Consider the following 17,052-nt stretch of genomic DNA (forward strand, 5'->3'; position numbering starts at 1 on the left):
ACTCACGCTCCCAGCGGTGCGTCGTCGCCGAGGTGCGCCAGACGTTCGGCGACCGCGTCCACGGTCGGCGCCCGCAGTTCGCCCGCGAGCCGTCCGTCCGCCAGGAACACGACCGCGTCCGCGTGGGACGCCGCGAGCGGATCGTGCGTCACCATCACCACCGTGGTGCCGTGTTCGGTCACCGCTCGGCGCAGCAGCGCCAGCACCTCCCGGGCGCTGCGGGTGTCCAGGGCGCCGGTCGGCTCGTCCGCGAAGATCACCCGCGGCTGGGTGATCAGCGCCCGGGCGATCGCCGCCCGCTGCCGCTGCCCGCCCGAGAGCTGCTCGGGCAGATGCCCCAGCCGGTCGCCCAGACCGAGCGACGTGAGGACCTGCCGGGCCCGGGCCCTGTCCACGCGACGCCGGGCCAGCCGGAGCGGCAGCACCGTGTTCTGCGCGACCGTCAGCGTCGGCAGCAGGTTGTACTGCTGGAACACGAAGCCGATCCGCTCCCGCCGGAACCGGGTCCGCTCCGCCTCACCGCCGCTCGTCATCTCCGTGCCGTCGACCATCACGATGCCGCTGTCGGGCCGGTCGAGACCGGCGGCGCACTGCAGCAACGTGGACTTCCCCGACCCCGACGGGCCCATGACCGCGGTGAACGTACCCCGCGCCAGACCGAGCGTCACCCCGTCGAGCGCCGTCACGGCGCTCTCCGCCTCCCCGTACGTCCTCGTGACCTTGACCAGCCGCAGAGCCTCCGGGGCAGGGCCCGTGTCCTGGGTGCGGCGCGCTGAGCGGAACATCGTCATCGCCCTCCGTCCGGCACGTCCTGTGCCTCGTCCACGACGCTACGGAGACGGCGTCGCGACCACACGGGGCGCAGAACCCGTATCGCGCGGTGTACTCAGCGCCACCCCCGCGCACCGGGCCACCCCCGTACGGGCCACCACAACGCGCGCACCCTGCCGACCACCCGGTGCAATGGACGCGTGACCGCGCCCCCGGACGACTGCCTCGCGCGCAACGAGTGGATCTGCGGCGAGTACCTGAGCACGCGTCGCCACATCCTCGTCGACGCGACGGTCCAGCACCTCCAGCTCACGGCGGTCGCCGTCGCGATCGCCCTCGTCCTCGCCGTGCCGCTCGCCGTCCTCGCCCGGCGCTGGCGCTGGGCGGCCGGACCGGTCCTCGCGGTGACGACGATCCTCTACACGGTCCCCTCGCTCGCGATGTTCTCGCTCCTGCTGCCCGTGTACGGCCTGTCCGCCTCGCTGGTCGCCGCCGGGCTCGTCCTGTACTCGCTGACGCTCCTCGTGCGGAACATCCTCGCCGGGCTGCGCGCCGTCCCCGAGGAGACCCGGCAGGCCGCACGGGGCATGGGATACGGGCCGATCCGGCTGCTCCTCACCGTCGAACTCCCGCTCGCCGTCCCCGCCGCGATGGCCGGCCTGCGGATCGCCACCGTGTCGGCCGTCTCGCTCGTCACCGTCGGCGCGATCGTCGGCTTCGGGGGACTCGGCAACCTCATCTACGCGGGCATGAACACCTACTTCAAGGCCCAGGTGCTCACCGCGTCCGTGCTGTGCGTCGTCATCGCCGTCGCGGCCGACCTGCTGCTGCTCGGCGTGCAGTGGCTCATCACGCCCTGGACGCGGGCGGCCCGCCGGTGAACACACTGACCGGGGCCTGGGACTGGCTCACCGACCCCGCCCACTGGTCGGGCGACGACGGCGTCTGGCACCGCCTCGCCCAGCATCTCGTCCTCACGGTCGTCTGCCTGGTCATCAGCTGTCTGATCGCGCTGCCCGTCGCCCTCGTCCTCGGCCATCTCGGCAAGGGCGGCGCGCTCGCCGTGAACATCTCCAACGTGGGCCGCGCGATCCCCACGTTCGCGGTGCTGGTGATCCTGCTGCTCACGCCGATCGGCCGGTGGGGCGAGGGCCCCACCGTCGTCGCGCTGGTCCTCTTCGCCGTACCGCCGCTGCTCACCAACGCCTACGTCGGGATGCGCGAGGTCGACCGTGACGTCGTACGGGCGGCGCGCGGGATGGGCATGACCGGACGCCAGATGCTCTTCGGCGTGGAAGTGCCGCTCGCCCTCCCGATGATCATGAACGGGGTGCGGATCGCCGCCGTCCAGCTCGTCGCGACCGCCACCATCGCGGCCCTCGCGGGCGGCGGCGGCCTCGGCCGGATCATCACCGCGGGGTTCAACCTGGCGAGCACCCCGCAGGTCGTCGCGGGAGCCGTCCTGGTGGCCGTGTTCGCCCTGATCGTCGAAGCCGTCTTCGAGATCGCGGAGCGGCTGTCCCCGCGGTGGGCGCGGGGCACCCGGTGAGGCGCGGCGCCGCCACCCTCGCGGTGCCGGCCCTGGCGATCGCGCTCCTGGCCGGGGGCTGCGGCACGGGGCCCTCGCTGGAGACGCAGGGCGACGTCACCGCCCCGCCGGGCGACAGCAAGAACCTGACCGTGGGCTCGGCCGGTTTCACCGAGAGCGACCTGCTCGCCCAGATGTACTCCCTGCTGCTCGAGCAGGCCGGCTACAAGACGTCGATGCTCACCGTCGCCAACCGCGAACTGTACGAACCCGCGCTCGAATCGGGCCAGATCGACGTGGTCGCCGAGTACGCCGCCACCTTCGCCGACTGGCTGAACGCGAAGACCAACGGAGCCGACGCGCCGCCGGTCGGCTCACCCGACCTCGACGCCACCATGACCGCCCTGCGCAAGCTCGCGACACCCCGCGGCCTCACCGTCCTCGACCCGGGCAGGGCGGTCGACCAGAACGCCTTCGCGGTGACCAAGGAGTACGCCCGCGAGCACCACCTCAAGACCCTCAGCGATCTCGGCAGATCCGGTCTGAAGGTCCGCCTCGCCGCGGGCGACGAATGCGTCGAGCGGCCGTACTGCGAACCCGGTCTGAGGAAGACGTACGGGATCGACATCACCGGCGTCGACCCGAAGGGCGTCGGCACCACCCAGGCCAAGAAGGCCGTGCAGAACGGCCAGGACCAGATGGTGCTGACCACCACCACCGACGCCACCCTGGACGAGTTCGGCCTGGTTCTGCTCGCCGACGACAAGCACCTCCAGAACGCCGACTACCTCGTCCCCGTCGTCAACCGCGCCCGCGCCGGCGGCGAGGGACCCGCCAAGGCGCTCGACCGGCTCAACCAGGTCCTCACCACCGCCGACCTGGCCACCATGAACGAGCAGGTGGACAGCTGGCGCCGCCTCCCGGAGGACGTGGCCCGCACCTATCTGAAGGACAAGGGCCTGCTGAAGTGAGGGGCGGGCGTCCTCGCGGGGACTGTCAGTGGCACGCGGTAGCTTCCGGGCATGGGGATCTACCTGGTCAGTATCAGCGCGGGCGAATGGTCCGGCGAGGACGACGACGAGGACGAGGACGAGGAAGAGGAGGGGACCGGATACGGGCCGCGTGCCGCCGCGTTGAACGACGCCTTGCGCGCCCGTGGCCTGCCGCCGTTCACCTCCCTGCCCGAAGAGGCGCCCTTCGTCCGGGGTTCCGGGCTCGCCTTCGAGGAGAAGCTCGTCCCGCCGATGGACGGCTTCGTCGCGCTGTGCGAGGCCCACTTGTCCCCGGCGGAGACCGAGGTGCTCTGCGGCTGGACGCTGCTGGTGCCGATATCGCTCGACGAGGAGATCTCGCTGCCGGTCGCCTCCGCCTACACGGACGAGACGATGGTCGCCGGCGCACCCCAGGTGCTGGCGCTCGCGGAGCGTCTCGCCGAGGCGGTCGGGCTGCCGTCCGCCGTCCCCGCGACGTCCGACAACCTGGAATTGACGACGTGGTTCCGGGACGGGGCGGCGAAGGACCTGGCGGCCACCCGCCCGGGGCCCTGGGCCGACGACCTGGACACGGCCTTCTACGTCGCGCTGTACCTGCGCGCGGCCCAGTTCGTGCTGCGCCGCGGCAGCCCGGTCGCCTATTCCTGACGATCCCTCCCTCAGGCGTCCGCCACCGAGTCGAAGTCGACCTGGCCGCGCGGGACCCCCCGGGCGTCGGCGTCGACCGAGCGGCGCAGGGCCTCGTGGAGTTTGGCGGGGGTGAGGACGCCGAGGAAGCGGGCGCCGTCGAGGACGGCGACCCAGCCGGCGTCGTGCTGCAGCATCACACCGAACGCCTGCTTCAGCGGGGCTCCCACCGGGACCCAGGAGTTCATCCGGTGGGCGTACGCACCGACCAGGCCGCCCGCGCCGAGTTCGTCGACGCCGACCCAGCCGTGCAGGTCGCCGTCCGTGTCGAGGACCACGGCCCAGCGGGAGCCGTCCCCGCGCAGCCGCGCCGCGGCCCCGGCGGCACTCTCGTCGAGCCGTGCGACCGGCGGCTGTTCCAGGTCGTCGGCCTCGATCTCGGTGACCGACAGCCGCTTCAGCCCGCGGTCGGCGCCGACGAACTCGGCGACGTACGGCGTGGCAGGGGTTCCCAGGACCGCTCCCGGGGTGTCGAACTGCTCGATGCGCCCCTGCCCGTACACCGCGATCCGGTCGCCGAGGCGGACGGCCTCCTCGATGTCGTGGGTGACCAGCAGCACCGTCTTGCGGACGGATCGCTGCATGCTCAGGAACTCGTCCTGCAACTGCTCCCGCACCACCGGGTCCACGGCGCCGAACGGCTCGTCCATCAGCAGTACCGGCGGATCGGCGGCCAGCGCCCGCGCCACCCCGACCCGCTGGCGCTGACCACCCGACAACTGCTCGGGGTAGCGCGACCCGTAGGTGGCGGGGTCGAGGCCGACCAGGTCGAGGAGTTCGGCTGCTCGTGCGCGGGCCTTGGCCTTCTTCCAGCCGACCAGGGTCGGCACGGTCGCCGTGTTGTCCAGGATCGTCCGGTGCGGGAACAGGCCGACCTGCTGGATGACGTACCCGATCCGGGGCCGCAGCCGCACGGGGTCGACCTCGGCGATGTCCTCGCCGTTCACGAGGATCCGGCCCGACGTCGGCTCGATCAGCCGGTTCACCATCATCATGGTCGTCGTCTTGCCGCAGCCCGACGGGCCGACGAGCGTGACGAGTTCACCCTCGTCCACCTCGAAGGAGAGGTCGTCCACGGCCTTCGTACCGTCCGGGTAGACCTTGCTGACCTGCTCGAACCGGATCATGTCCTCACGCTAACCGCGCGACGTGCTCCCCGCTCGACGGCGGGACGCCCTAGGAAGCGTCGTCGACCAGCACCACCTCCAGGGTGCGCGGGCCGTGCACCCCCTCCACCCGGTCCAGTTCGATGTCGCTGGTCGCGGAGGGGCCGGAGATCCAGGTCAGCGGGCGTGCCGGGTCCAGACGTTCCAGGGCCTGCGGCACGGAGGAGACGACCTGACCGGGGACCCGGACGACACAGATGTGGTGGTCCGGCACGAGGGTGATGCGGCGCCGGCCCTGGTCGGGGGAGGCGTCCAGGACGATGGTGCCGGTCTCGGCGACGGCCACCGCGCATGCGGTGACCACGCTGTCGACCGCGTCCAGCTCGTGGGCCGTGCCCGTGGCGCGGTCCGCGACGAGCGTCACCGCGCTCTCCGCGAGCCAGGCCCCGTCGAGGCCCTCCGGTACGACGACCGTGCCGGAACCCCGGGCGGCCAGCAGACCGGCGATGGTCGCCGGCAGCGCGTCGGCCGCGCAGCGGTGCACGACCGCCCGGTAGTCCGCCAGGTTCTCCGCGAGCAACGCGACCGTCCGGTCTGTGGACCGTTCTCCGTGCTCGCGCAGATAACTCCGGTCCACGGCCCGCTCGTACGGGGTGTCGTCGTCGCGGATGTCGGCGGTCGCCCGCCGCACCCGGCCGAGGATGAGATCCCTGCTGCTCACTTCGTCACGTCCTTTCCGCCCCGCGTCCGCTGCCACCAGTCGCGGAACGACTCCGCCGGTACCTCCGGCAGATCGCGGGTGGCGCTCCATGCCCGGCCCGGCCCCGGCAGGGTGCGCGGGTGGAAGCGCCGGGTCCGCGACGCCAGCCGCTGGCCGCCGCGCAGCGCGCCGGGATGGCTGAAGGCCCACCGTGCCGCTCGCATCGCCGCCCGCTCCGCCGCGTGCCCCTTGGCGGGCTTGAGGAGGACCCGGTTCCCGTCGCGTGTGGCGGGTCCTCCCTCGGCGATCCGCTCGCGCAGATGCACGAGGACCTCCGGGATGTCGATGGCGACGGGGCACACCTCGTAGCAGGCGCCGCACAGTGATGAGGCGTACGGCAGGGAGGCGTCGATCTCACTGCCGGTGCCCCGCAGCTGCGGGCTCAGGATGGCGCCGATCGGCCCCGGGTAGACCGAGCCGTAGGCGTGTCCGCCCGCCCGCTCGTACACCGGGCAGACGTTGAGGCAGGCCGAACAGCGGATGCAGCGCAGGGCCTGGCGGCCGACCTCGTCGGCGAGCGTGTCGGTACGGCCGTTGTCCAGCAGCACCAGATGGAAGGTCCCCGGCCCGTCGCCCTCCCCAGCGCGACCGTCCTTGGTTCCCGTCCACATCGACGTGTACGGGTTCATGCGCTCGGCCGTGGAGGAGCGCGGGAGGGTCTGCAGGAACACCTCCAGGTCCCGCCAGCTCGGCACGATCTTCTCGATGCCGACCACCGAGATCAGGGTCTCGGGGAGCGTCAGACACATTCGCCCGTTGCCCTCGGACTCCACGACGACGAGCGTGCCGGTCTCGGCGACCATGAAGTTGGCGCCGGAGATGCCGACCTTGGCGCGCAGGAACTTCTCGCGCAGGTGCAGACGTGCGGCCTCCGCCAGTTCGGCGGGCGTGTCGGTGAGTCCCTCGGGCGCGGGCCGGCCCCACTCGCCCATCTCGCGGGCGAAGATGTCGCGGATCTCGCCGCGGTTGCGGTGGATCGCGGGGACGAGGATGTGCGACGGCCGGTCCTTGCCCAACTGCACGATCAGCTCGGCGAGATCGGTCTCGTAGGCGTGGATGCCCGCGGCCTCCAGCGCCTCGTTCAGCCCGATCTCCTGGGTGGCCATCGACTTGACCTTGACGACCTCGGTCTCGCCGGTCATCCTCACCAGCGCGGTGACGATCCGGTTGGCCTCGTCGGCGTCGGCGGCCCAGTGCACGACGCCGCCCGCCGCGGTGACCGCCTCCTCCAACTGGACGAGATAGCGGTCGAGATGCCGGAGCGTGTGGTCCTTGATCTGCTTCCCTGCCTCGCGCAGCGCCGCCCAGTCGGAGACCTCCGCGACGGCCTTCTCGCGCTTGGCGCGGATGGTGTGGGTGGCGTGGCGCAGATTGTCCCGCAGGGTGCTGTCGTGGACGGCCTCGTGCGCGGCCGCGGGAAAGGCCGGCATTCCGACGAACGTTCCGCTCATGCGCTCGGCTCCTCTTCCGTGCTCGCCAGGATCTCCGCGATGTGCACGGGCCGCATGTCCGTGCTGAGGCGGCCCATCGTGCCGCCGATGTGCATCAGACACGAGTTGTCGGCCGCGCACAGCACGTCGGCCCCGGTCGACTCGGCGTTGCGCACCTTGTCGGCACCCATCGCAGCGGACACGTCGGGGTTCTTCACGGCGAAGGTGCCGCCGAAGCCGCAGCACTCGTCCGCGCCGGGCAGCTCCCGCAGTTCGAGCCCCTTGACCGCCTGGAGCAGCCGGTGCGGCCGGTCCCCGAGGCCCAGGCTGCGCAGGCCGTGACAGGTGGGGTGATAGGTCACCGTGTGCGGGTAGTACGCGCCGACGTCCGTCACCCCGAGAACGTCGATGAGGAACTCCGTCAGCTCGTACGTCTTCGGCACGACCGGCGCCAGTGTCCGGGCCAGGCTGTCGCCCCGCCCCTCGGCGCGCGCCCGCTCGCCCATCCGCGGATACAGCTCCCGCACCATCGCCCCGCACGACCCCGACGGCGTCACGATCGCGTCGTACGCGCCGAAGACATCGGAGAAGTGACGGGCCAACGGCTCGGCCTCGTGGCGGTAGCCGGTGTTGTAGTGGGCCTGTCCGCAGCAGGTCTGCCCCATCGGGAAATCGACGTCGACACCCAGTCTGGTCAGCAGTTTCACCACGGCGCGGCCGGTGTCCGGATACAGCGTGTCGTTGACACAGGTCAGGAACAGGGCGACTCGCATCGCAGCTCCTTGGTCTCGATCATCGGATGGGTGCAGCGTACGCGGCGGGCACGTGGTGCGGGAGGCACCGCGCGCCCGCCGGACGACGGACGGGTCACGGAGTGCCGAGCCGGGCCTCGGCCGCGCGCCAGGCGGCCGTGTCACCGCGCGGCTCGTAGCGGCGCGGCGGCTGGCTGCGGGCCACCAGCCGGCGCATCCCGGCGCGGTCGCCGACCAGCCCGTGGGCCCGGGCCTGGACGAGGACGTTGCCGAGCGCGGCCGCTTCCGTCGGGCCCGCCACGACGGGCAACCCGCAGGCGTCGGCGGTGAGTTGGCAGAGCAGTTCGTTGCGGGTGCCACCGCCCACGATGTGCACGACGTCGACGGGACGGTCGGCGAGAGCCTGCGCCTCCCGGACCGCGCGGCGGTGGGCGAGCGCGAGGGAGTCGAGGATGCACCGGGTGATCTCGGCGCGGGAGGCCGGCACCGGCTGCCCGGACTCCCGGCACGCCTCCGCGATCCGTGCCGGCATCCGGGCGGGCGCGAGGAACGCCGCGTCGCCCGCGTCCACCACCGACCGCAGCGGCGCCACCTCGGCGGCGGACGACAGGAGTTCGCCGAGATCGGGGTCGCCCCACTCCCGTACGCACTCCTGGAGCAGCCACAGCCCCATGATGTTGCGCAGGTAGCGGACCGTGCCGTCGAGGCCCAGTTCGTTGGTGAAGTTGGCGGCCCGGCTCGCCTCGGTGAGCACCGGCGCGTCCAGTTCCAGACCCGCGAGCGACCAGGTGCCGGTGCAGATGTACGCGAACCGCTCCCCGGTGGCCGGGACGGCGGCCACCGCCGACGCCGTGTCGTGCGAACCGACCGTCGTCACCGGCACCGGCCCGGTCAGCCCGGTCTCCTCCAGGACGCGCGGCAGCAGCGTCCCGGCCGGATCGCCGGGCCGGCGCAGCGGCGCGAACAGCGTGAGGTCGATGCCGAGACGCTCCGCGAGACCGTACGCCCAGTCGCGCGTGCCGGGATCGATCAGCTGCGTGGTGGAGGCGTTCGTGAGCTCGGTGCCGGCCTCGCCCGTGAGCCAGTACGCCAAGAGGTCGGGTACGAGCAACAGCCGTTTCGCGAAGCCGAGTTGAGCGGTGGAGCGGGCCGCCGTCAACTGGTACAGGGTGTTGAACGGCGCGTACTGCAGGCCGGTCGCCGCGTACAGCTCGGCGGCGGGCACGGTCGCCCAGACCTTCTCCGCGACGCCCTCCGTGCGGGTGTCGCGGTAGTGCACCGGGTTGCCGAGCAGCGCCCCGTCCGCGTCCAGCAGGCCGTAGTCCACGGCCCAGCTGTCGATGCCGACGGAGTCGACCTGCCCGGCGGCGCGGAGCCCGTCGAGGACTCCCGCGTACAGCGCGAGGATGTCCCAGCGCAGCCCCTCGGGGCCCCGGACCGGACGGTTCGGGAAGCGGTGCGCCTCCGCCAGGTGCAGGGTGTCCGGGCCGACCCGGCCGACCATGACGCGTCCGCTGGACGCGCCGAGGTCGACCGCGGCGTAGGTGTGCGGGGTGTGCATCGACGTCATCGCAGGAACGCGGCGGCGACGCCGGCGTCGACCGGGACGTGCAGCCCCGTGGTGTGCGTCAGGTCCCCGCCGGTCAGCGCGAACACGGCGTTCGCGACATGCTCCGGCAGCACCTCCCGCTTGAGGATGGTCCGTTGGGCGTAGAACTCGCCGAGCTTCTCCTCCTCGATGCCGTACGTCGCGGCCCGCTGGGCACCCCAGCCGCCCGCGAAGATGCCCGAGCCGCGCACCACCCCGTCCGGGTTGACGCCGTTGACGCGGATGCCGTGTGCGCCCAACTCGGCTGCGAGGAGTCGTACTTGATGAGCCTGGTCGGCCTTGGTGGCGGAGTAGGCGATGTTGTTGGGTCCGGCGAACACCGCGTTCTTGGAGGCGATGTAGACGATGTCCCCGCCCAGTTCCTGCGCGATCATCACCCGGGCCGCCTCGCGCGAGACGAGGAAGGAGCCGCGCGCCATGATGTCGTGCTGGAGGTCCCAGTCCTTCGCCGTGGTCTCCAGCAGCGGCTTGGAGATCGAGATGCCCGCGTTGTTGACCACCAGGTCGACCCCGCCGAATGCCAGCACCGCCGCCTTGAACGCCTCGGCGATCTGCTCCTCGGAGGTGACGTCCACCCGCACCGCGACGGCCTTGTCGGGACCGCCGAGACCGGCGGCGACCTCCTCGGCGCCCTCGGCGTTGAGGTCCGCGACCACCACGCACGCGCCCTCGGCCGCCAGCCGCTCCGCGATGGCCCTGCCGATGCCGCTGCCCGCACCCGTCACCAGTGCCACCCGGGTGGCGAGCGGCTTGGGCTTCGGCATCCGCTGGAGCTTGGCCTCCTCCAGGGCCCAGTACTCGATGCGGAACTTCTCCGACTCCTCGATCGGCGCGTACGTCGAGACGGCCTCGGCGCCGCGCATCACGTTGACGGCGTTCACGTAGAACTCGCCCGCCACCCGTGCCGTCTGCTTGTCCTTGCCGAAGGAGAACATGCCGACCCCGGGAACCAGCACGATCGCCGGGTCGGCGCCGCGCATCGCGGGGGAGCCGGGCTCCGCGTGCCGCTCGTAGTAGGCGGCGTACTCCACGCGGTACTCGGCGTGCAGTTCCTTCAGGCGGGCGACCGCGTCGTCGAGGGAGGCGGCCGGCGACAGGTCGAGGACGAGCGGCCTGACCTTGGTGCGCAGGAAGTGGTCGGGGCACGAGGTGCCGAGCGCCGCGAGCCGGGGGTGTTCGGCGCGGGCGAGGAAGTCCAGCACCTCGTCGGAGTCGGTGAAGTGCCCGACCTGCGGCCGGTCCTGCGAGGCCAGGGCGCGGACATGCGGGGCCAGCGCGGCGGCGCGCTCACGGCGGTCGGCCGGGGCGAGGGGTTCGAACCCCTCGACGACGGGCCCGAACGGCTCGGCCCTGCCGCGGTCGGCGAGGAAGGCCTCGGCGGTGCGGATGATGTGCAGCGAGTTGCGCTCGCACTCCTCGGCCGTGGCGCCCCACGCGGTGATGCCGTGCCCGCCCAGGACACAGCCGATCGCCCCGGGGTTGGCCTCCTTGACCGCCGCGATGTCGAGGCCCAGCTGGAAGCCGGGCCGGCGCCACGGCACCCACACCACGCTGTCGCCGAAGCACTCGGAGGTCAGCTTCTCCCCGTCGGCCGCGCAGGCCAGCGCGATCCCGGAGTCGGGGTGCAGATGGTCGACGTGCGGCGCGTCGACGAGTCCGTGCATCGCGGTGTCGATGGAGGGGGCGGCACCGCCCTTGCCGTGCAGGCAGTAGTCGAAGGCGGCGACCATCTCGTCCTCGCGCTCCACGCCCGGGTACACCTCGGTCATCGCCCGCAGGCGGTCCAGGCGCAGTACCGCGAGCCCGCCCTCGGTGAGCGTGCCGAGGTCGCCGCCCGACCCCTTCACCCACATCAGCTCCACGTCCCCACCGGTCACGGGGTCGGTGTCGGTGCCCTTCGCGGAGGTGTTGCCGCCCGCGTAGTTGGTGTTGCGGGGATCTGCGCCGAGCCGGCGGGACCGGGCCAGCAGAGCGGCGGCTTCGGGATGGGGTGCCATGTTCCGGATCCTTTGGAAGAGGAGGGGAGGAAGGGGGGAGAGGAAGAGGTGCACTAGGGAGGAACCCGAGCGGGAGCGCCCCGTCAGGGGCGCGGGGAACGGCGCGACCGGCCAGAACGGTCCCGCGCCCCGGCGACCGGCCCGCGGGCCGGACGCGACCCGGCGGCCGGCCCCCGCTCCGCCCGGCCGCGGACCTCCGGAGCGGAGGACGGCCCCTCCTCAGGGAGGGCGAGCCCTCGGAAGGAGTGGGAGAGCGGGACCTCGGACCGCGTGAGTCCTCAGAGGGAACGGCCCTCAGAGAGAGCCGGCGCCGATGCGGAACCGGCGCCTCCCTACGCGCCCCACCCCGCCTGCTGTCCCCCCACCCGCTCGGCGGCGATCCGCTCGGCCCACCCCGAGCGGTGGTACGCGGCCACCGGGTCGGGGTCGAGTCCCAGCTCGGTGCGCACCTCGGCGAGCAGCGGCCGCACGTCCGTGTTGTAGGCGTCCATGACGACCGCGTTGGCGGCCAGGACGTCCCCGGAGCGCTGGGCCGCGGCGAGCGCGTCACGGTCGACGAGGAGCGCCTTGGCCGTGGCCTCCTGGACGTTCATCACCGACCGGATGATCGCCGGGATCTTCGCCTCGATGTTGTGGCACTGGTCGAGCATGAAGGCGACGTCCGGGGTGAAGCCGCCGCCGCGGATCACCTCGTACATGATCCGGAACAGCTGGAAGGGGTCGGCCGCGCCGACCATGAGGTCGTCGTCGGCGTAGAAGCGGGAGTTGAAGTCGAAGGCGCCGAGCTTCCCCTCGCGCAGCAGGGTGGCGACGATGAACTCGATGTTGGTGCCGGGCGCGTGGTGCCCGGTGTCGACGACGACCTGTGCCTTGGGGCCGAGCTTGAGGCAGTGCGCGTAGGCCGTGCCCCAGTCGGGGACGTCGGTGGCGTAGAAGGCGGGCTCGAAGAACTTGTACTCCAGCAGCATGCGCTGGTCGTCGCCGAGCCGGTCGTGGACCTGGGCGAGGGCTTCGGTCAGCCGGTCCTGGCGCTCGCGCAGGTCGTCCTGGCCGGGGTAGTTGGTTCCGTCCGCGAACCACAGCTTGAGGTCCCGGGAGCCCGTCGCGTCCATGATGTCGACGCATTCGAGCAGGTGGCCCACGGCCTTGCGGCGCACCGCGGCGTCCGGGTGGCAGACGGACCCGAGCCGGTAGTCGTCGTCCTGGAAGGTGTTGGAGTTGATCGCGCCCAGCTTCAGGCCGCGCTCCTCGGCGTGCTTGGCGAGCGCGGCGAAGTCGTCGACCCGGTCCCAGGGGATGTGCAGGGCGACGGTCGGGGCGGCGCCGGTGAACTCGTGGACCTTGGCGGCGTCGTCGATCTTCTCCTCGGGGGTCCGGGGCACGCCCGGTTGCGCGAAGACCTTGAACCGGGTTCCCGAGTTCCCGTACGCCCATGACGGCGTCTCGACGGCCTGGGTCTTGAGCGCGGCCTTCACCGCGGCGAACTCGGTCACTTCGGGGCTCCTACGACTTCGAGTGGGAACGGCTGTCCGACGGCTTCCTGAACCGCTGCGGTGCCGGCTTCCCGGACGCTTCCCGGGGCCCTGCCACGCGGGCTTCCCCCGAGGCTGATCACCGGCTTGCTGAACACAACGGCTGAAACGATTCAGGAGCGAAGCTATGAGCACCCCGAAGGGCTGTCAACCCCTGCGGCGCCAGCCTTTGTTCGTGACTCTGCTGTGAACTTTGGCCCTCGAAGAATTTCGCCACGAACCCATTGACGTGACCTGGGTGACCTGCCTAACGTCCCGGCAACCCAATTGAAACCTTTCACGACGTCGTGGGGGCCGTCCCGCAGGCGTCGTCGAGGAGCCCCTCATGACCCACCCGTCCGACACGGGACCGACCCCGGTGCTGGCGCTGAAGGACCTGTCGAAGTCCTTCGGCGCCGTGCGCGCCCTGCGGGACGTGTCCCTGGAACTGTTCCCCGGCGAGGTGCACGCGCTCGCCGGAGAGAACGGCGCGGGCAAGTCGACCCTCATCAAGGCGCTCGCCGGCGTGCACCGACCGGACGCCGGCCAGGTGATCCTGGACGGCGAGCCCGTCGTCTTCCACGGCCCCGCCGACGCCCGTGACGCGGGCATCGCGGTGATCTACCAGGAGCCCACCCTCTTCCCCGACCTCTCGATCGCCGAGAACATCTTCATGGGCCGCCGGCCGCGGCGGGCCCTCGGCCGCATCGACCACAAGGCGACCCACGCGGCGACCGCCGCCCTGATGAAGCGCCTCGGCGTCGAACTCGACCCCGAGCGCCCGGCACGCGGACTGTCCATCGCCGACCAGCAGATCGTCGAGATCGCCAAGGCGCTCTCCTTCGACGCCCGGGTCCTGATCATGGACGAGCCCACCGCCGCCCTCACCGGCAGCGAGGTGTCCCGCCTGTTCGGCGTGGTGCGCACCCTGCGCGACCAGGGCTCCGCGGTGCTGTTCATCTCGCACCGGCTGGAGGAGATCTTCCAGATCTGCCGGCGCGTCACGACCCTGCGCGACGGGGCGCTCATCTCCAGCGAACCGCTGGAGGGCATGACCGAGGACGACCTGGTCCGGCGCATGGTCGGCCGCGACCTCGACGAGCTCTATCCCAAGCAGGACGTCGAGGCCGGCGAAGTCGCCCTGAGCGTGCGCCGGCTGACCCGGGAGGGCGTCTTCACCGACATCTCCTTCGACGTCCGGCGCGGCGAGATCGTCGGCCTCGCCGGTCTCGTCGGCGCCGGACGCACCGAGGTGGCCCGCTCCGTGTTCGGGGTGGACCGCTGGGACGCCGGCGAGGTGCAGATCGACGGGAAGGCGCTGACGAACGGCGCCCCGTCGACCGCCATGGCCGCCGGCCTCGCGCTCGTCCCCGAGGACCGCCGCGCCCAGGGCCTGGTGATGGACATGTCCATCGAGCGCAACATCGGCCTGACCGGGCTGCGGACGACGGTCCGGGCGGGCCTGATGGACCGCGGCGCCGAGCGCAGCCGCTCCCTCGACTGGGCCGTCAGGCTCCAGGTGAAGTACGCGCGGATCGCCGACACCGTCGCCACGCTCTCCGGCGGCAACCAGCAGAAGGTCGTCCTCGCCAAGTGGCTCGCCACCGGCCCCAAGGTGCTCATCGTCGACGAGCCGACGCGTGGCATCGACGTCGGTACGAAGGCCGAGGTCCACCGGTTGCTGAGCGAGCTGGCCGCCGACGGGGTGGCCGTCCTGATGATCTCCTCCGATCTGCCCGAGATCCTCGGCATGGCCGACCGCGTGCTCGTGATGCACGAGGGCCGCCTCACCGCCGAGATCCCACGCTCCGAAGCCACCGAGGAAACCGTGATGGCCGCAGCCACCGGGAGGGCCGCCGCATGACGGTCACCGCGCCCACCCCCGCACCCGCCACCGAGGTGCCCAAGTCCAGCGGCACCCGGCTGGTGGACCGCGTCTTCAAGATGCGCGAACTCGCCATCCTGGCCGTCTTCCTGGTGATGATCGCCATCACCCAGATGGGCAACAGCGAGTTCCTGTCCGAACAGGGCATCAAGGACCTCCTGCTGAACGCGACCATCCTCGTGCTGGTCGCCACCGGCCAGTCCCTCGTCGTGATCACCCGCAACGTCGACCTCTCGGTCGGCTCGACCCTCGGCATCAGCGCCTTCGCGGCCGGCACCTACCTCCAGGGCGGCGGCAACGGCGTCGTCGCGATCGTCCTCGCCGTGCTCCTCGGCATCGGCTGCGGGCTCGTCAACGGACTCCTCGTCAGCCTCGGCCAGGTGCCCGCCCTCGTCGTCACCCTGGGCACGCTCTACATCATCCGCGGCATCGACTCCATCTGGGTCGGCTCCCGGCAGATCACCGCGGCCGACCTGTCCGGCGGTTTCGTCGACTTCGGCTCCGGCGGCATCTCCGCCGTCCCGTACCTCGCGCTCATCGCCCTGGCCGTCCTCGTGGTCACCGCGTACTACCTGAAGCACTTCGGGAGCGGCCGCGAGCTGTACGCCCTCGGCTCCAACCCCGAGGCGGCCCGCCTCGCCGGCATCCCGGTCCGCAAGCGCATCCTCACCGCGTACATCGTCTGCGGCGGACTCGCCGGACTCGCCGGCGCCCTGTACCTCGCCCGGTTCGGCAACGTCGACTCGGGCACCGGCAACGGCTACGAACTCACCGTCGTCAGCGCGGTCGTGGTCGGCGGCGTCGTCTTCACCGGCGGCTCCGGCAGCGTCTACGGCGCGGCCCTCGGCGCCCTCCTGCTGACCTCCGTCAACAGCGTGCTGCCCGCCCTCGGCGTCAGCTCCGTCTGGGTGCTCGCCATCAACGGCATCCTGCTCATCCTCGCCATCGCGGTCGACCGGGTCGTCGCGCTGCGCGTGGCCTCCGCCCTGAAGAAGAGGAACGCCCGCCATGGCTGACTCCGCTCTCGCGCGCGCCGTCCGCTGGGACACGGTCGTCGGCGCCCTCCTCATCGTCCTGCTGCTGTTCTCCTTCTCCTTCGTGGACGGCTTCGGCAACGCCCTCAACCTGTCGTTCCTGATCGGCAACACCCTGCCGATCGCGCTGATCGCCCTGCCGATGACCCTGCTCGTGGTCGCCGGCGAGATCGACCTGTCGGTCGCCTCCACGGCGGGACTCTCCGGCTCGGTGATGGGCGTCCTGTGGAACCAGGGCATGTCGATCGAGACGATCATCCCGCTGTGCCTGCTGCTCGGCGTGGCGTGCGGACTGGTCAACGGCCTGCTGGTGACCCGGCTCGGGCTGCCGTCCCTCGCCGTCACCATCGGTACGCTGGCCGCCTACCGGGGCATCGCGCAGATCGTGCTCGGCTCCGACGCGGTCACCGACTTCCCCACCCCGTACCTGAACTTCGCCGCCGGGCGCATCGGTGACACGTTCGTCCCGCAGGCCTTCCTGCCCTTCCTGGTCCTCCTCGCCGTCGCCGTCGTCGTGCTGCACGCCACCCCCTTCGGGCGGTCGTCGTTCGCCATCGGCGCCAACGAGGAGGCCGCCCGCTTCGCCGGCATCCGCGTCAAGCGGCAGAAGCTGCTCCTGTTCGTCGCGACCGGTCTGATGGCCTCCCTGACCGGCGTCTTCTGGGCCCTGCACTACGCCAGCGCCCGCTACGACAACGCCAACGGGCTCGAACTGTCCGTCGTGGCCGCCGTCCTGCTCGGCGGCATCGACTTCGACGGCGGCAAGGGCACGCTCGGCGGCGCCGTCGCGGGAGTCTTCCTGCTCGGCGCACTCCAGAACGTGATGAGCCTCCTCAACGTCTCCGCGCAGTCGCAGATCGTCGTCACCGGCGTTCTGCTCGTCGTCTCCGTGCTCGGCCCCCGGGTCGCACGGCAGATCTCCGTAGCGAGGGCGGGCCGCAGAGCCGCCTCGACTCCGATCTCGTAACCGCTCCGCTCACCCCCGTAAAG

General features: G+C 71.8%; 15 protein-coding genes. 7 read left to right on the top strand and 8 right to left on the bottom strand.

Going from position 1 to position 17,052, the window contains the following annotated elements; all coding sequences use genetic code 11:
• Positions 1-2: 2 nt before the first annotated feature.
• Entirely contained in the window at positions 3-791 is a 789-nt protein-coding gene (locus tag B0675_RS22415; RefSeq protein WP_081220599.1) for an ABC transporter ATP-binding protein, read from the bottom strand.
• Positions 792-971: 180 nt separating this feature from the next.
• Here B0675_RS22415 and B0675_RS22420 point away from each other — a divergent pair, with 180 nt between their 5' ends.
• The 4 genes from B0675_RS22420 to B0675_RS22435 are packed head-to-tail and all read left to right on the top strand — an operon-like array spanning position 972 to position 3,939.
• Complete coding sequence (locus B0675_RS22420; protein ID WP_081220600.1) at positions 972-1,652, top strand: ABC transporter permease; 681 nt, start codon at positions 972-974, stop codon at positions 1,650-1,652.
• Positions 1,649-2,320, top strand: a complete 672-nt coding sequence (locus tag B0675_RS22425; RefSeq protein ID WP_081221944.1) for an ABC transporter permease — start codon at positions 1,649-1,651, stop codon at positions 2,318-2,320. The genes B0675_RS22420 and B0675_RS22425 overlap by 4 nt, the downstream gene beginning before the upstream one ends.
• Before the next feature lie 23 nt (positions 2,321-2,343).
• Positions 2,344-3,270, top strand: coding sequence for an ABC transporter substrate-binding protein (locus tag B0675_RS22430; RefSeq protein WP_081221945.1), 927 nt, complete (start codon positions 2,344-2,346; stop codon positions 3,268-3,270).
• A 51-nt stretch (positions 3,271-3,321) separates the two neighbouring features.
• Positions 3,322-3,939, top strand: a complete 618-nt coding sequence (locus B0675_RS22435) for a hypothetical protein (RefSeq protein WP_081220601.1) — start codon at positions 3,322-3,324, stop codon at positions 3,937-3,939.
• Between the two features lie 11 nt (positions 3,940-3,950).
• Here the strand turns inward: B0675_RS22435 and B0675_RS22440 are convergent, their stop codons facing one another.
• From B0675_RS22440 to rhaI, 7 genes are all read right to left on the bottom strand, one after another.
• Positions 3,951-5,105, bottom strand: coding sequence for a betaine/proline/choline family ABC transporter ATP-binding protein (locus tag B0675_RS22440; protein WP_081220602.1), 1,155 nt, complete (start codon positions 5,103-5,105; stop codon positions 3,951-3,953).
• A 49-nt stretch (positions 5,106-5,154) separates the two neighbouring features.
• Positions 5,155-5,805, bottom strand: coding sequence for an LUD domain-containing protein (locus B0675_RS22445; RefSeq protein WP_081220603.1), 651 nt, complete (start codon positions 5,803-5,805; stop codon positions 5,155-5,157).
• A complete protein-coding gene (locus B0675_RS22450) occupies positions 5,802-7,295 on the bottom strand; it encodes a LutB/LldF family L-lactate oxidation iron-sulfur protein (RefSeq protein ID WP_081220604.1) in 1,494 nt (497 codons plus the stop codon). Before B0675_RS22450 ends, B0675_RS22445 begins: the two co-directional genes overlap by 4 nt.
• Positions 7,292-8,047: a (Fe-S)-binding protein gene (locus B0675_RS22455; RefSeq protein WP_081220605.1), complete on the bottom strand. Its 756-nt coding sequence runs from the start codon at positions 8,045-8,047 to the stop codon at positions 7,292-7,294. The genes B0675_RS22450 and B0675_RS22455 overlap by 4 nt, the downstream gene beginning before the upstream one ends.
• Before the next feature lie 94 nt (positions 8,048-8,141).
• Complete coding sequence (locus tag B0675_RS22460; RefSeq protein ID WP_081220606.1) at positions 8,142-9,587, bottom strand: rhamnulokinase family protein; 1,446 nt, start codon at positions 9,585-9,587, stop codon at positions 8,142-8,144.
• Between the two features lie 5 nt (positions 9,588-9,592).
• Positions 9,593-11,632, bottom strand: coding sequence for a bifunctional rhamnulose-1-phosphate aldolase/short-chain dehydrogenase (locus tag B0675_RS22465; protein ID WP_081220607.1), 2,040 nt, complete (start codon positions 11,630-11,632; stop codon positions 9,593-9,595).
• A 332-nt stretch (positions 11,633-11,964) separates the two neighbouring features.
• Positions 11,965-13,125 carry an L-rhamnose isomerase gene (gene rhaI, locus B0675_RS22470; protein ID WP_081220608.1) on the bottom strand — a complete coding sequence of 387 codons (1,161 nt, stop codon included), beginning with the start codon at positions 13,123-13,125 and terminating at the stop codon, positions 11,965-11,967.
• A gap of 364 nt (positions 13,126-13,489) precedes the next feature.
• On the opposite strand from rhaI, the gene B0675_RS22475 reads away from it, so the two are divergent.
• From B0675_RS22475 to B0675_RS22485, 3 genes are read left to right on the top strand one after another with little or no spacing between them, the layout of a single operon-like run.
• Complete coding sequence (locus tag B0675_RS22475; protein WP_081220609.1) at positions 13,490-15,007, top strand: sugar ABC transporter ATP-binding protein; 1,518 nt, start codon at positions 13,490-13,492, stop codon at positions 15,005-15,007.
• Positions 15,004-16,044, top strand: coding sequence for an ABC transporter permease (locus B0675_RS22480; RefSeq protein WP_081220610.1), 1,041 nt, complete (start codon positions 15,004-15,006; stop codon positions 16,042-16,044). Before B0675_RS22475 ends, B0675_RS22480 begins: the two co-directional genes overlap by 4 nt.
• Positions 16,037-17,029 (top strand): ABC transporter permease, encoded by a 993-nt coding sequence (locus tag B0675_RS22485; protein ID WP_081220611.1) that lies wholly within the window; start codon positions 16,037-16,039, stop codon positions 17,027-17,029. Before B0675_RS22480 ends, B0675_RS22485 begins: the two co-directional genes overlap by 8 nt.
• The last annotated feature ends 23 nt before the right edge of the window (positions 17,030-17,052 follow it).

Origin of the sequence: Streptomyces sp. M41(2017), from assembly GCF_002078175.1 — a bacterium.
Classification (GTDB): Bacteria; Actinomycetota; Actinomycetes; order Streptomycetales; family Streptomycetaceae; genus Streptomyces.

Bases quoted from the DNA above. Each gene is read 5' to 3' on its own strand.
- B0675_RS22485 (WP_081220611.1), top strand. From the start codon at position 16,037: ATGGCTGACTCCGCTCTCGCGCGCGCCGTCCGCTGGGACACGGTCGTC.
- B0675_RS22435 (WP_081220601.1), top strand. From the start codon at position 3,322: ATGGGGATCTACCTGGTCAGTATCAGCGCGGGCGAATGGTCCGGCGAG.
- B0675_RS22480 (WP_081220610.1), top strand. From the start codon at position 15,004: ATGACGGTCACCGCGCCCACCCCCGCACCCGCCACCGAGGTGCCCAAG.
- B0675_RS22450 (WP_081220604.1), bottom strand. From the start codon at position 7,295: ATGAGCGGAACGTTCGTCGGAATGCCGGCCTTTCCCGCGGCCGCGCAC.
- B0675_RS22465 (WP_081220607.1), bottom strand. From the start codon at position 11,632: ATGGCACCCCATCCCGAAGCCGCCGCTCTGCTGGCCCGGTCCCGCCGG.
- B0675_RS22475 (WP_081220609.1), top strand. From the start codon at position 13,490: ATGACCCACCCGTCCGACACGGGACCGACCCCGGTGCTGGCGCTGAAG.
- B0675_RS22460 (WP_081220606.1), bottom strand. From the start codon at position 9,587: ATGCACACCCCGCACACCTACGCCGCGGTCGACCTCGGCGCGTCCAGC.
- B0675_RS22415 (WP_081220599.1), bottom strand. From the start codon at position 791: ATGACGATGTTCCGCTCAGCGCGCCGCACCCAGGACACGGGCCCTGCC.
- B0675_RS22440 (WP_081220602.1), bottom strand. From the start codon at position 5,105: ATGATCCGGTTCGAGCAGGTCAGCAAGGTCTACCCGGACGGTACGAAG.
- B0675_RS22455 (WP_081220605.1), bottom strand. From the start codon at position 8,047: ATGCGAGTCGCCCTGTTCCTGACCTGTGTCAACGACACGCTGTATCCG.